This is a genomic window from Chromatiales bacterium, assembly GCA_014323925.1.
GTDB lineage: Bacteria > Pseudomonadota > Gammaproteobacteria > Poriferisulfidales > Oxydemutatoraceae > SP5GCR1.
In genome coordinates, this window is record JACONC010000012.1 from 37373 (window position 1) to 51427 (window position 14055).

General features: G+C 43.9%; 14 protein-coding genes and 3 tRNA genes. 10 read left to right on the top strand and 7 right to left on the bottom strand.

Going from position 1 to position 14055, the window contains the following annotated elements:
* Window positions 1-87 precede the first annotated feature (87 nt).
* Genes gshB through GDA45_06000 form a run of 5 tightly spaced genes read left to right on the top strand, consistent with a single transcriptional unit; the run spans window position 88 to window position 4324 of the window.
* Window positions 88-1095, top strand: coding sequence for a glutathione synthase (gshB, locus tag GDA45_05980; protein MBC6414413.1), 1008 nt, complete (start codon window positions 88-90; stop codon window positions 1093-1095).
* On the top strand, window positions 1095-1571 hold the full coding sequence (gene ruvX / locus GDA45_05985) for a Holliday junction resolvase RuvX (protein ID MBC6414414.1): 477 nt from the start codon (window positions 1095-1097) through the stop codon (window positions 1569-1571). Before gshB ends, ruvX begins: the two co-directional genes overlap by 1 nt.
* Complete coding sequence (gene pyrR, locus GDA45_05990; GenBank protein MBC6414415.1) at window positions 1561-2058, top strand: bifunctional pyr operon transcriptional regulator/uracil phosphoribosyltransferase PyrR; 498 nt, start codon at window positions 1561-1563, stop codon at window positions 2056-2058. The genes ruvX and pyrR overlap by 11 nt, the downstream gene beginning before the upstream one ends.
* A 33-nt stretch (window positions 2059-2091) precedes the next feature.
* Window positions 2092-3162: a chorismate synthase gene (gene aroC, locus GDA45_05995; protein ID MBC6414416.1), complete on the top strand. Its 1071-nt coding sequence runs from the start codon at window positions 2092-2094 to the stop codon at window positions 3160-3162.
* 4 nt (window positions 3163-3166) lie between these two features.
* Window positions 3167-4324, top strand: a complete 1158-nt coding sequence (locus GDA45_06000) for an MFS transporter (protein MBC6414417.1) — start codon at window positions 3167-3169, stop codon at window positions 4322-4324.
* On the opposite strand, the gene GDA45_06005 is transcribed toward GDA45_06000, so the two are convergent.
* The 3 genes from GDA45_06005 to trxB are packed head-to-tail and all read right to left on the bottom strand — an operon-like array spanning window position 4274 to window position 7171.
* Window positions 4274-4984, bottom strand: coding sequence for a leucyl/phenylalanyl-tRNA--protein transferase (locus tag GDA45_06005; protein MBC6414418.1), 711 nt, complete (start codon window positions 4982-4984; stop codon window positions 4274-4276). The genes GDA45_06000 and GDA45_06005 overlap by 51 nt on opposite strands.
* Window positions 4977-6209, bottom strand: coding sequence for an N-acetyltransferase (locus GDA45_06010; GenBank protein ID MBC6414419.1), 1233 nt, complete (start codon window positions 6207-6209; stop codon window positions 4977-4979). The genes GDA45_06005 and GDA45_06010 overlap by 8 nt, the downstream gene beginning before the upstream one ends.
* Window positions 6206-7171 (bottom strand): thioredoxin-disulfide reductase, encoded by a 966-nt coding sequence (trxB, locus tag GDA45_06015; GenBank protein ID MBC6414420.1) that lies wholly within the window; start codon window positions 7169-7171, stop codon window positions 6206-6208. Before trxB ends, GDA45_06010 begins: the two co-directional genes overlap by 4 nt.
* Before the next feature lie 68 nt (window positions 7172-7239).
* Between trxB and GDA45_06020 the strand changes: the two genes are divergently transcribed.
* On the top strand, window positions 7240-8085 hold the full coding sequence (locus tag GDA45_06020) for an ABC transporter substrate-binding protein (GenBank protein ID MBC6414421.1): 846 nt from the start codon (window positions 7240-7242) through the stop codon (window positions 8083-8085).
* Window positions 8086-8103: 18 nt separating this feature from the next.
* Here the strand turns inward: GDA45_06020 and GDA45_06025 are convergent, their stop codons facing one another.
* Window positions 8104-8793 carry a DUF3108 domain-containing protein gene (locus GDA45_06025; protein MBC6414422.1) on the bottom strand — a complete coding sequence of 230 codons (690 nt, stop codon included), beginning with the start codon at window positions 8791-8793 and terminating at the stop codon, window positions 8104-8106.
* 237 nt (window positions 8794-9030) lie between these two features.
* Between GDA45_06025 and GDA45_06030 the strand changes: the two genes are divergently transcribed.
* On the top strand, window positions 9031-9222 hold the full coding sequence (locus GDA45_06030; GenBank protein ID MBC6414423.1) for a DUF2970 domain-containing protein: 192 nt from the start codon (window positions 9031-9033) through the stop codon (window positions 9220-9222).
* Here the strand turns inward: GDA45_06030 and GDA45_06035 are convergent.
* Both GDA45_06035 and GDA45_06040 read right to left on the bottom strand, forming a co-directional pair.
* The gene (locus tag GDA45_06035; protein ID MBC6414424.1) at window positions 9217-12108 is read right to left on the bottom strand and encodes a PD-(D/E)XK nuclease family protein; all 2892 of its coding nucleotides are present in this window, start codon (window positions 12106-12108) and stop codon (window positions 9217-9219) included. The two genes, GDA45_06030 and GDA45_06035, sit on opposite strands and share 6 nt — an antisense overlap.
* A 1-nt stretch (window position 12109) precedes the next feature.
* Window positions 12110-12433 carry a ferredoxin family protein gene (locus GDA45_06040; protein ID MBC6414425.1) on the bottom strand — a complete coding sequence of 108 codons (324 nt, stop codon included), beginning with the start codon at window positions 12431-12433 and terminating at the stop codon, window positions 12110-12112.
* Window positions 12434-12531: 98 nt separating this feature from the next.
* Between GDA45_06040 and GDA45_06045 the strand changes: the two genes are divergently transcribed.
* The 3 genes from GDA45_06045 to GDA45_06055 all read left to right on the top strand — a co-directional run bounded on the left by GDA45_06045 (window position 12532) and on the right by GDA45_06055 (window position 12894).
* Window positions 12532-12608: transfer RNA gene (locus GDA45_06045), tRNA-Pro, on the top strand.
* Between the two features lie 83 nt (window positions 12609-12691).
* Window positions 12692-12768, top strand: a tRNA-Arg gene (locus GDA45_06050).
* A gap of 50 nt (window positions 12769-12818) precedes the next feature.
* Window positions 12819-12894: transfer RNA gene (locus tag GDA45_06055), tRNA-His, on the top strand.
* Window positions 12895-12911: 17 nt separating this feature from the next.
* On the opposite strand, the gene GDA45_06060 is transcribed toward GDA45_06055, so the two are convergent.
* Complete coding sequence (locus GDA45_06060) at window positions 12912-13784, bottom strand: site-specific DNA-methyltransferase (protein MBC6414426.1); 873 nt, start codon at window positions 13782-13784, stop codon at window positions 12912-12914.
* Window positions 13785-14055 lie beyond the last annotated feature (271 nt).

The window sequence follows — 14055 nt, forward strand, 5'->3', positions numbered from 1 at the left end:
AAAAACCTATTATACATAACATTACAAGATCCAGCGCCCACTATACATAGTTTCCACTGATTTATACAATTCGCATACAATGTTTATATGAATCACCTAAATAATCGGACGATATCGCTGGGCGTGGTTATGGACCCGATTGCTGCGATAAACCCGAATAAAGATACCACCTTAGGTTTGCTGGAGGCGGCGCAAAGAAAAGGTTGGCAACTCTACTATTTTGAAGCCAAAGATCTACATTTGTATCAGGGTCGTGCAAAGGGGCACGCTCGCCGTTTGTGGGTGTCCTTAAACAGCGAACATTGGTTTGAACTAGATGCCTCTCAAAATATAGATTTAGCTGAACTTGATGTCATATTGATGCGTCTTGACCCGCCGGTAGATACTGAGTTTCTGTATGTCTGTCATCGATTGGCGTTTGCCGAGCAGGCCGGCACTCTAGTGTATAACCCGCCGCGTAGTTTGTTGTCGGTCAACGAGAAAATCCTAGCACAAGAGTTTCCTGATTTAGGTCCGCCGACTATAGTCAGTAGCTCGGTGGATGATTTGCTGGGCTTTATGGAATTACATCCTCAAGTAGTGGTTAAGCCATTGAACGAGATGGGTGGCGCTTCAGTATTTAGGATTAACCTAAGTGACAACGATGTTGTAGCAAAACTTAATGCTGCACTTTGCGATGGACGAAAAACAATTATGATGCAAAAGCTCATTCCGAATTATAGCGAGGGCGATAAACGGGTATTATTAATCAACGGAGTTGCAGTGCCTTATGGGCTCAACCGCATCCCACAACACAGTGATTTCAGGGCTAATCTGGCTGCTGGTGGCAAAGGAGTCGCCGTTCCATTGAATGCACGCGACCACCTGGTTTGTAATAAAATAGCCCCTCGTTTGCGAGAATTGGGGTTGTTATTCGTGGGCATTGATTTGGTGGCTGGTTATTTAACCGAAATCAACATCACCAGCCCTACCTGCTTACGAGAAATCAACCGTGCCTATGAACTAGATATCGGGATGGATGTTATCAATACAATTGAAAAGGCAATTGACAAGCGATGGAAGAGGCAACTAAAAAAGCATAGTGCTCAAGATTAATGGCAGATAAACCTATAAAGCAAAATGTCCCTCCGATATCAGAGCATGTCATTGCCTTCGACTATGGCTTAAAGTATATAGGCAGTGCGGTCGGTAATATCAAAACAATGCTAGCACAACCCTTGCAAACTATCAGCTGCAAGTCCGGTGCAGCTGATTGGCAAGCAATAGATAAGATCTGTAGCGTCTGGCAACCGCGCGGATTTGTAGTCGGCTACCCTAATACCGATTCACCATCGCCATTATTAAAAAAACTGGATATTTTTATCGACAGACTACACACTCGCTTTGATTTGCCGGTTGACAAGAGCGATGAATACTTAAGTTCTATCGAAGCCTACCGTATACTGAAGCTGAAAAGAATAGCTGGGGAAACTGGTAGAATAGTACGCTCAGACATAGACAAGGTTGCTGCTGCTTTGATATTAGAAAGTTGGTTTGCAATACAGAAACCGCAAACATTGAATGAAAATTGAACATCCTGAATTATTGATAACGGAAATGTCGCAACAGTTGCAACAGTTGATTGAAAAGCGCTGCTTATCCGAACCGATTATTTTAGGTATACGTAGCGGTGGCGTGTGGGTTGCCGAGCGTCTACATCAATTATTGAAAATCAAAGAACCCATGGGATTATTGGATATTAATTTTTACAGAGACGACTTTAGTCGGGTGAGTTCCTTCCCGCAGGTTAAACCTTCGGCAATTAATAACACAGTGGATGACCGTCATATTATTTTGGTCGATGATGTAATTCATAGCGGGCGTACCGTCTGCGCAGCACTCAACGAAATTGCCGACTACGGACGAGCAGCAACCGTCAGCCTAGTTATCATGATAGATAGAGGCGGAAGGGAGATGCCTATCTATGCTGATATTGTTGGTACAACCGTCGAGCTGAAGAAAGGACAGCATATAAAACTCAGAGGTCCCGACCCTCTCTATATAGAAATTATTAACTGATGACCCAACCTATAAAACGCATACGGTAATAAAATGGCAGGAAATACTATCGGAAAAATTTTTACGGTCACCACCTTCGGGGAAAGCCACGGTCCGGCAATCGGCGCAATTGTTGACGGTTGTCCGCCGCTTTTAGAGCTCGCTGAGCACGATATACAAAAGGATTTAGATCGCAGACGCCCTGGACAGAGTCGTTATACCAGCCAAAGGCGTGAACCTGATCAGGTACGTATACTATCGGGTGTGTTTGAAGGTAAGACGACCGGCACCCCAATTGCGTTGATGATAGACAATGTAGATCAACGTTCGCGCGACTATGAAAAAATCAAAGATAAGTTTCGCCCCGGGCATGCCGATTATACCTATCAGCAGAAATATGGTTTTAGAGATTATCGCGGCGGGGGTCGTTCTTCGGCGCGCGAGACTGCGATGCGCGTTGCCGCCGGCGCAATCGCTAAGAAGTATCTTCGTCAATACTACGGTGTTGCGATACGCGGATGGCTTGCTAAAATCGGTACTTTAGACATAGCAACTGTGCAGTTAGAAGAAATTGATAATAATTGTTTTTTCTGTCCTGATGCCACGCGCGTTAAAGACATAGAAAAATATATAGAAGATTTACGCCGTGCCGGCGACTCAGTGGGGGCACAACTACATATCCAAGCAAGTGGCATGGTAGCCGGCTGGGGAGAGCCGGTGTTTGATAGATTAGATGCCGACATCGCTCATGCAATGATGAGCATCAATGCAGTTAAAGGGGTCGCAATGGGTGCTGGGTTTGATTGTGTCCGTCAAACTGGTAGCGAACACCGTGACGAATTGACGCCTGAGGGTTTTATTGGTAACAATGCCGGCGGTGTTTTAGGTGGTATATCGAGTGGTCAGGATATCGAAGTGGATGTTGCGTTCAAACCAACTTCTAGTATACGTGTCGCCGGCCGCACGATTGATAAAGACGGTGCAGCCAGTGAAATCATCACCACCGGCCGCCACGATCCGTGTGTCGGAATTCGTGCGGTGCCTATCGCCGAAGCGATGCTAGCTATCGTGCTCATGGATCATTGTCTGCGCCAACGAGGACAAAACTTTGATGTTATAAGCTAACGCGATGTCCCGTCGCTTTGTCGGATTTTCCGCTTTTTACTTCTTTTATTTTGCAACACTAGGCACCTATCTACCGTACTGGCCGATCTATTTGAAAGCACAAGGGATGGCGCTACATGAGATAGGCGAGTTGATGGCTATTGCGCTACTCACTAAAATCTTCGCACCTTATATATGGGGATGGTTAGCCGATCGTCTGCACTACCGCTTAAAGCTGATTCGCTGGAGTGATTTTATTGCCTTCGCAGCTTTTGTGCCGATATTTTATGTAAGCGATTATGCGAGCATTGCGATCATTTTGTTTTTGTTTAGCTTTTTTTGGAATGCCTCTTTACCGCAGGTCGAAGTGCTAACCTTAAATAACCTGAAATATCACGCACATCGTTATAGTTTGATTCGGCTTTGGGGATCAGTCGGTTTTATTACAACGAATATAGTCGGTGCGTGGCTGGTTTCGACCCACGGTGCCGATGTGATTCCATGGCTGATGTTATCTCTACTGTTATTGCTATGGCTAAGCACACAGACCTTATCGGAACCTAGATTACCATTTACCACATCTCATATTCCGAGTATCGTGCATTGCTTTAATCCATCTTTAATTGCGTTATTCACAATATGCTTTTTCATACAGTTTGTTCACGGGCCATACTACGCTTACTTCACTATTTATATGCAGGAGCAAGGTTATAGCACTTATACCATAGGGTGGTTTTGGTCTTTCGGCGTGCTCGCTGAGGTAGTAGTATTTATCTATTGTAGTGCTTTACTGCGCCGCTACAGTATCCTCCGCTTATTGTTTATCGTCATAATGGTGACCGCATTGCGCTGGTTGTTGCTCGCTTATTATAAAGACTATATCGCCATCGTTTTGTTTGCTCAAAGTATGCACGCTGTAACTTTTGGGGTTTATCACGCGGTACTCATTCATGCCATTTCTAAACTATTGCCTAGTGGCTTGGAAGGGCGCGGGCAAGCATTGTATTCCTCGTTGAGTTTTGGGGTCGGCGGTGGGCTTGGTACTTATGTCGCAAGTCAGCTTTTAGAACAAATACCGGGCTGGCAACTCTTCGTTTATACTGCCCTCGTTACATTAGTCGCACTATTTTGCTTATGGCCGCTGTACCTTGCTAATAGGAGAGAACCGTCGCCGCTGCCATAACCCCACCGGTGCCTCTAGCGCACACAATTTAGAGACATACTCGATAAATTGTCCGCGCGCCATATCAAACGCGCCAAGCGTTTGTAAATGCGGTGTTTTTACTTGACAATCTATCAGCATCACCTGATGTGCGTATAGGTGTCGGCATAGATAAAACAATGCCACTTTGGACGCATTGCTTACATCAGAAAACATTGATTCTCCGAAAAACATACGACCGATACCGACACCATACAAACCACCGACCAAAGCACCGTGGTGATAGACTTCCACCGAATGTGCGCAACCTGCTTGATGTAGGGTTAAGTAAGCATCCCTCATCGCTTGCGTAATCCAAGTCGCAGCACGACGATCTCGGCATACTGCACATCGCTCAATAACTGCGTTGAAATTATAATTGAGTCTGATATCGCTAAATTGCGACTGAATTACCTTGTTTAAGCTGCGGCTGACGCGCATGCCGTTGCTCAGTAAAACCATTCGTGGGTCTGGCGACCACCATAATAGAGGTTGACCCTCTTCATACCAAGGAAAGATGCCGCGCCTATACGCACGGCAAAGGGTTTCTGGTTCAAGGTTGCCGCCGACTGCGAGCAATCCGTCGGCATCAGCTGATGAAACCGAAGGGAAGCAAGGGCTTTTTGTATCCAATTCAACCATCTAAGCTAATGTCTGGTGTTTTACTAAATAGCGGTTGTTGTGGCAAAGGAATAGGCACGGTGTCGTCGCGATAGGGGTGGTGCGACCAATTATCACAGATATAATCGTAGACTGCGTTTTGTTCGTGTGCGCAAATTTTTATCGCCGATTGCATAAAGCCAGTATGTGCAAGCCAGTGTGCCGAACAGGTTGCAGTTGGTAGAAAACCGCGCGCTATTTTATGTGTGCCACCAGCCCCTGGTTCAAACCGTTTTAAGCGATTGCTTATGCAATACTCTATACCTGCGTAGTAGCAAGTTTCAAAATGCAGAGAATCGTGATGATTTTTAACTCCCCAATGACGACCGTATAGTGCATCACCATCACGCAAGTTGATAGCACAAGCAATTATCTGATGGTTATGCATAGCGAGCACCACGACTAGGTTGTCGGGCATGGTTTTTCCTATCGCCTCAAAAAAAGCTCGTGATAAAGTTGGTAGCCCGCTTTTGTAATCATAAATGCTCTCATAGAGTTGGTGAATTTTCTGCCATAGTTGCGAAGTTATGTCATGCCCATGTAATAGCTTAATCGTGATGCCTTGCTCACTTACTAAGCGTCGTTCTCGTTGGATCATTTTGCGCTTTTTCGAGCGTAGCACTGATAAAAAATCGTCAAAGTTGCCGTAGTCATTGTTATACCAGTGATATTGACAGTCCGAACGAAACGCCAACGGAAATTGTGCAAGGTGTTGATAATCTAAATCATTGGGGAATAACCAGTGCACACCTGAGAAATTTTGCTGTTGCGTTAATTGTATCGCTGCGTTGATCAATAGATTTTTATATTTAGGGTCACTGCAAAGTAGCCGTTCTCCGCTAACTGGAGTATAGGGAACGGCACAGACCAGTTTGGGATAATAGGCGATACTGTTTTGGGTATAAGCCTGTTCCCAACTCCAATCAAAAACAAATTCCCCGTAATTATTCGTTTTTATATAAATCGGCAACGCGGCGCATAACTTGCCTGCCCTGTTGCGTAAGATAATATGGCAGGGGTACCAGCCGTAGTTCTCTAAGCAACTGTTTTGCTCTAGGGCGCTTAGAAACTCGTATCGTGTGAAAGGATTATCATCCTGCTTGAGTGCATTCCACTCAGCGGCAGCTATATCGCTTAAGTCGCGGTGAATCTTTATAGAAAAATTTTGTCGGTCGTTAGGACAGCTATCGTTGTCATCGTGCGTCATGCATTGTTATCCAGGCTATCTAGATAACGCTCGGCATCTAAAGCCGCCATACAACCGGTGCCTGCCGAAGTGACCGCTTGTCGGTAAACATGATCCATGACATCACCGGCCGCAAAAACGCCAGCCACGCTACTCATCGTTGCATCGCCGTTGCTACCACCGATGACTTTTATATAGCCGCCTTCCATATCCAGCTGTCCTTCAAAGATATCAGTGTTGGGCTTATGTCCTATGGCAATGAAAACACCTGTGACTTTTAGTTCGGTAATTTTATCGTCGGGGTGAGTTTTAATTTTAATACCAGACACGCTGTCACCATCGCCTAAGACCTCGTCAAGTTCCGAATCCCATTGGATAAAGATATTGGCTTTGTCAAAAATTTTCTGCTGCAGTATCTTATCGGCACGTAATTTGTCACGCCGATGTATCAGAGTAACATGCTGTGCAATGTTCGATAAATACAGTGCTTCTTCGACCGCAGTGTTGCCGCCGCCAATGACCGCTACTTTTTGGTCTTTGTAAAAAAAACCATCGCAGGTAGCGCACGCCGATACTCCTTTACCTTTGTAGTGTTGTTCGGATGCCAAGCCTAGATATTGCGCCGAAGCACCTGTTGAAATAATCAATGCATCGCAACTGTAGTGATTTCCCATTTCACTTTTTAACTGCAGAGGTCTAGTTTTAAGATTGACTTCACTAATTTGATCTAAAACAATAGGATTGTCGTAACGCTTTGCGTGTGCCAGCATCTGTTCCATCAACTCGGGACCTTGCAAGTCGTCTTTGCCACCCGGCCAATTATCCACCTCAGTGGTCGTCATCAATTGTCCGCCTTGCTCTAATCCAGTAATAAGTAGAGGTTTTAAGTTCGCACGCGAAGCATAAACTGCGGCGGTATAACCTGCTGGTCCAGAACCTAATATAATCAAACGTGCATACTGTGCTGTAGTATCGGAAACCATTTTTATAGCTAATGATATATTTAAGTATATTTTATTATACTGAATAATATGCAAATATCGGAGAGATAATGGCAATCAGCAGATACAAAATAATAATATCGGCTTTCATCTGTTTATGCACAGCGATTAGTGCCGATGAAATTATCGTTGTAGATGATTGGCAGCGAGAGGTTTTACTCGATCGTCCGGCACACCGTATTATCACATTGGCACCACATCTCGGCGAGTTGGTCTATACGGCTGGCGGTGGTGATTTTTTGCTCGGCGTATCAGAGCATTCCGATTATCCTCCGCAGATACGTAAATTGCCGATAGTTGCCGACTATCGTACTTTCAATCAAGAATTACTAGTCAAACTCGCACCCGATTTAATTTTAGTTTGGGGTGTCATGTTAAAGCAGCCGGTGTTTCAACGATTGATTTCTACCGGTTATAGCTTTTATATTTCCGAACCACAAGATTTTGCCGACATCGCCAAAACTTTGGAAGATATAGGTGTATTGATAGGGCAACCGCAAACGGCATGGAGGCGCGCCGAACAATTTAGGCAAACCATAGCATCGCTGCGGCGTGAGCAGCAGGCCACGCACCGAACAGCCTATTTATTATGGTTAAAGCCTACGCTTAGCATCAATCGCACAAGTTGGATATCAAAAGCAATTAGTCTGTGCGGAGGCATCAATATCTACGCCGATTTAGAGCCGCAGGTTGTGCGGCTTGGTAGGGAAGCTCTATTACTTTCCAAGCCTGACTATATCATTCATAGTCTTGAGTCGGGTGTAGATCAGGCGGCGATTATCAGTTTATTCGGTGACAACATACCGACTCATTATGTAGATGCCGATTTAATACAACGTCCGTCGCTGCGGATCGTTCAGGGGGTTGAAAAAATTTGCCGCATTTACAATCCGTAATTTATAGCGACCACCTCTCTATTCGTCAAATACTACTAGGCTGGTCAATGTCAAAGTTGTTTTAACTTTTTCGTCGCTCAGTTTTACTATTTTTAATGGCAAATAATTGTGTTCGGGGCTGAGCCAATATATTTGATCGGGTATTTCATCTTTGTATCGCACGACGCGGATGGTTTTGAAAGTTCCCAGTCTGGTTTTAATGGTTTGGTCGGCTTTTTTAACAAATCGCCTTTCTTTCAATCGTCCATCCGAGAGCAATGTATAGTCTTGTTCAAAATCGGCACCTAAACTGTTAATAATATCTTCTCTGAGTTTGAGCTGAAATGTATTTTCGTCGACCGTGTTTTTGCTGATAGCCAAATCGTATTGCTGTCCTTTATATAGCACACTAGCCTTATAGTTTTTCCAATCAAAGCGATATAGTTGCTTTTTGTTTTTATCGGGTACTTCTTTTTCGTAGACTATCGGTAGCCAGTACTTGCCAAGTCTGATTATTTTGCTATAGCTATAAGCCTTGATATTGAGTAGCTTGCCCAATCCCGCCGGAGTTACTTTGCTTTGGTACAATAATTTATTATCTTCGCGTTTAACGGTGACGGTCATCTCAGCGCCGGTTATATTAGGAATGCCGATTTTATAGGTCGCCTTAAACGGTGACAATTCTTCACCTAAGCTGTCACCGACAACTATGCTACATAATAGTAACAAGAAAATATATTTTGCAGTTAGTGTGTTAACTTTTACAGAGATTATCAAAAATTTATCACTAATCAGTTCGCTACGATTATTGTACCTACTGTTAGCCGCCGATTATTCAGATATATTATATACAACTTTATTATAATAATAGAACAGCTTGTATGTTTTAAGTGAAAAATAGCTTTACATCTCACACTAGCTGATACTGAGGGATACAATTGTTAAGGTTTTAATGGTCTAGAAATAATGCGTTATTGGGATATAGTCAAAAGTGTACTGGCGAGTTTTCTCGGAGTACAGAGCGATAAAAATAGGAAACGCGATTTTCAACAAGGCAAAGCATCGCATTTTATCGTTGTCGGGATTGTGATGACAATATTATTCATCGTTTTACTGTGGGGCATTGTGCAATTTGTGCTTTATATGTCAGGCCTATGATGCACTAGTCCAATCGTGATATTCATCCCATGTGGGACGACGGCACAGACCCGCATAGTCGCAGTACTTGCATACATTTTGTTTGTTGCCCCAGGCACTCAACGGCTGTTGGGCATCGTAATCGCATTTGATATCTAGCATCCGTTGCTGGTTTTTATCACGGTATTCGATGAGACTATCTCCATCAATCTCGCGTTGCTCTCCTCTATTTTTCGCTCCCAAACCCAGATAAATCGCTGTTTTAATATTGTCGTCGAGCAACGCATAGCTTAAAAGTTGTATGTGTTCGCCGGTTTGTATATCTTTCTTGCGAACTAAAGATCCAGTTTTATAATCTATTAATACAACGCCGTTATCGGTTTGTAGCATTAAATCGGCGAAGCCCATCAGGTACAAGTTTTGAGCTAATTCTTTACCCAGTTCCACTTCGGTTTGTGTGGCTAATATAGCCTGTGCTTGTTGTAGTTGTATCATCCAATCTATGTAGTATGTTATTGAATCCTGTGCATCGTTCAGCCAAAGATAGTTTGCATAGTTGTTGGATGCCGATTTCTTAAATTGTGTATGTAGTATTTGGTGTGCCTCATCAACTATTGCCTTACGGCGTTCGGCAAGCCAAATCGGCAGTTTGTACAAATCGTCCAACCGTTGATGCAGTTTCTGCAAACACTCGTGCAGATAAGTACCGTAGTTCGTCGCTTCCCAATAGTCAGAGACTTTAGGGCGGCTGCGAATTTTTAACAGATAGCGAGCATAAAAACGATATGGACAATCTATGATATTTTGATAAGCGTTGACACTGATTTTCTTCGGCCATAGTTGTGGAGATGGAATGGGTTTTGCAATGCTTTGAATTTGCGCCCTGATGCCTTGTTCAGTACCTAAGTTCAATGCTGAACATTGCTTTGCCGTATTGCGTAGTTCGTAGTCGGTGATATCACCATAGGCGATTTTATGAAAATGATGTATCGCACTCAGCCAAGCCGACGGCATCAGTTTTCTATTATTCGCATATTGCTGGCAACTTAGCAGTAAATGTTCGGCACTCTCCAATAAGGTCCTGAACAACAGGAATTGCTTCCCTACTGACTGCTCGTAGGTTTCGAGATCTAGTTCACGGCGAATGTTTTCGTTGATTAAGCCACTGCGTGGTTGGGAAGGCAGGTGTCTATGATCCAGCGCAACGATTGCGAGAGCATCAAACTGCATCAGTTCGGCCTGTTCAGGGTTCATTAGAAATACGCCTTGATCCGGAAAGACGGGTCTAAAGTTACTATTTTCTAAATGATGTAATATCAGGTTGCGCCAAATATTAAAATGAGCTTGTTCTTTCTCCATTTTGACTGCCTGATATATTTTTTGTAACTCGGAGATCAATTTTTTACCGGCACTATCGGCGGCCAGTTTTTCATACATACCAAGTTTTTTCATCGCCTTGAATAGACATTCAAAATAGTCGCTATGAGGATGCTCTTTCCGGTCTCGGAATTTTTCTATCGAGCTTAGAGCATTGATGATTTTTTCGCAAAGTTCAATTGATGAAGGGTTGTCACGAAGAACTTTCTTTAATTGCTCGACGGTTTTATTGATAGAACGATGCTGGATTTGGTGGCGACCTATCAGATATTCGATATGGTCGGCTACTTTAACCGCATCTTCATGCGCAATATCTAAGTCGCAAAAAGATGAGCGTAGCAGTGCTAGAAAAGTTTTTATGATGGGTGTGTCGTCTGCATCGTTTAGCATATGCATCAAAGCAGTGGCGCTACTGGTGGTAGAAAGCTCCCAACCGGAATAATCTATCAGCGGAATATTGCGCTTTTCAAAGATAGCTCTGATGCGCCTGCTTAAACGGCGATCTAAGCTCACCAGTGCGATGCTTTGGTGTCGATGTTCCAACCAACGGCGCACGGCAATATATATCCCCCAAGCGTGTTCTTCAATGGTCATAGGGAAAAACAACCGCACCCTGCCGGCTAAGGGGCTGGTGGTGCACTCCTTAGCAAACTGCCGGGCGCGTTCCGCAAAAGGGATACTTTTATATACCAATGAATCACCACTGGAAAACACGCGATCTAGAAAACGACTGTAATCGGTTCCGCTATCCGCAAATACATCTGGATCTACGGCTTTTTTTGTTAACTGAGCTAAGGTCTCACGCAACGGGTGACAAGCAACCGGAATGGGCGCCGTGTTTGCTTTGGCAATCCAGGTTAAACGCCCTTTTGTGTATAGATTGCTAGCCCATCTTTCAAAGCACGGCGATAGATTCTTCATCCCACATAAATATACTTGCTCGTGTTGCGCCGTATAGGTGTCTGTGACGAGCATCTTGTACCAAGCAAAGAGCGGATAATTTTTTTCGTCGTATAAGTCTTTCCAAGTATGCCATAACGCAACCAGCATACGGGTGTCGTCTCGCCATACCGTATCCAGTGCTGCGATATTTTTTTCAAAGTCGTAGTCGGCTTGTTCTGCAACATAAGCGTTTTCGCTGATGTTGTTGAAAACTGATATTATTTCGTCAGCCAACCGCCATCTATCAGCGTGTGGAAATAAATCCTTATATTGATGAAGTGCGATTGCTAAACTCAGTTTGGCAGATAGACTTTTTGTATTTTTGTTATCTGCCTCATAGCGTTCGAAAAAAAGCTGGCGCGGTGTTGTGATAGTTGGCGGAATGAGCGCATGGCATCCTAGTCGCTGCGCGCTATCCAACAAAGATTTACGCAGTGCTATGAATTGTGCTCTGATGTGTGCGGTCGCCTCAGGGACGAAGATGATTGCGTTTGATAAATCAGGCAGTTGTTCAGCTAAATCCGCTACTACCTTGTCGGCACAAAATGCTGTAAGATCCTTGTCAAAAGGCAGAATGTGTACCGGCACCCTAGTACTCAAGCAAGCTAAGCTTGTCGGGCTTATCCCTCCATTCGTCGGCGTCCGACGGAGCTTCTTTCTTAACCGTTATTACCGGCCATTTTTGACAAAGCTCATTGTTCAATTCGAGGAATTTCTTTTGCTCTTCTTCTAGATCGTCTTCGGACAAAATGGCATCTATCGGACATTCGGGCTCACACAGCGAGCAGTCAATACATTCCTCCGGGTCTATCACTAGGAAGTTAGGTCCCTCGTGAAAACAATCCACTGGGCATACTTCCACACAATCGGTATATTTACACTTGATGCAATTTTCCGTAACTACGAAAGTCATATAGAAATCCTCCCTTAAACAGACTTATTGTATCTTATCATCGCATATTTTTTAGGTATAAGTAAATGTGGAGCAACGCGATATAATACTCTGATGTTCGGGGTATAGCGCAGTCTGGTAGCGCGCCTGCTTTGGGAGCAGGAAGTCAGAGGTTCAAATCCTCTTACCCCGACCACTTATGTAAAGGTATTTGCAATGTCTAGCCATAACTAATAGCATTGCGTGTACTTTATATAATAGTGAAACAATTTCGGGTAGGCGCCTGTAGCTCATCTGGATAGAGCATCGGCCTTCTAAGCCGAGGGTAGCAGGTTCGAATCCTGCCAGGCGCGCCATAGAAAACTGCCACCGTTTATGCCGATCGGTTACAATAAGTTCAGGCGTGGTGGGCGTAGCTCAGTTGGTAGAGCACAGGATTGTGGCTCCTGAGGTCGTGGGTTCGATCCCCATCGTCCACCCCATATTTACCTGACTTGGCTTAGCGAAAAGTTATATCCAGTTGTTTCTTTTTTGCACAACGAGTTCGATGTTTCCCTACATTTTTATTGTTTGCTTTTCTTTCCTTGAATGTTTCGTATACGCAATGGAGTTGTTTTTCCTTTTCTATTTTATCCAGTTCGCTTTGTGCATTTTTAAGCCTATCTTTAGACATATCTAAATATGCTTTGCCTATTTCAATGCCCAGATAATCAAAGCCCAGTAAAGTCGCGGCTACGGCTGTGGTACCGCTGCCTATATACGGATCAAGCACAAGCCCACCGGTTTTTTCATCCAGTAGCGACAGAATAATGCGGGTGGGTAACCACAATGGGAACGGTGCCGGATGTGCATTTTTGCCTTCAGGCATCGCCCGCCATAGAGATGTTAGCTTTGCATCCCTAGACGCCAGTTCCCGCCCCTTCTTGTTGTTGTCAATTGGTTTGTAGAGCCAATAAACTCTCTCATCTACCTGCCAAAATCTCCAGCCTCTGATATTGCCGGCAATCACCCTGTCCCAAATTATCTCCTGCTTGATAGTCCAGTTTGTTTTTCTCAGCCAATCCATCGGGTGAAACATCTCGCCATCTTCCCATCTTATTTTGTGGTTGTAGAAAAAAGAACCACCAGCTTTGGTAACCCGATAAATATCGTTCAATACCGCAATCTGATTATCTTGATACTCACCTTCGGGCAACTTGTCGCGGTATTCACAATAAACCACATTTTTGACGAGCCACCCCTTGTGTTTTTCCTGTTTGTTGTAAGGCGGCGATGTAATGCCCAAGTCGACAACCTCGTCGGGAATTGACTGTAACACAGTGCGTGCATCACCAGGCAGTATCTTGTTTCTATATTGACTGTCTTTAAGCATCATCTTGTATGTTCTTGTGTAGGTAATCGTAAAGTTTGATAGCTATGAGGTGGCGATGGCTTTCTAATTCACTGAAATTGACAAAAACAGACACCTCTAACTCAGAATATTTTAATCTTTTGAGAAATTATATATTCAAGTATGCACTAAATCAAAGGTAGGTAGAAGGATCGGCACTAGAAAGTTTTAGTCACAGAATTTGATAAGTGAGGATATGTAAGTAATTGTATAATCTCTTTATTTTCATAAAAACCTAACTAAGGAGATTACA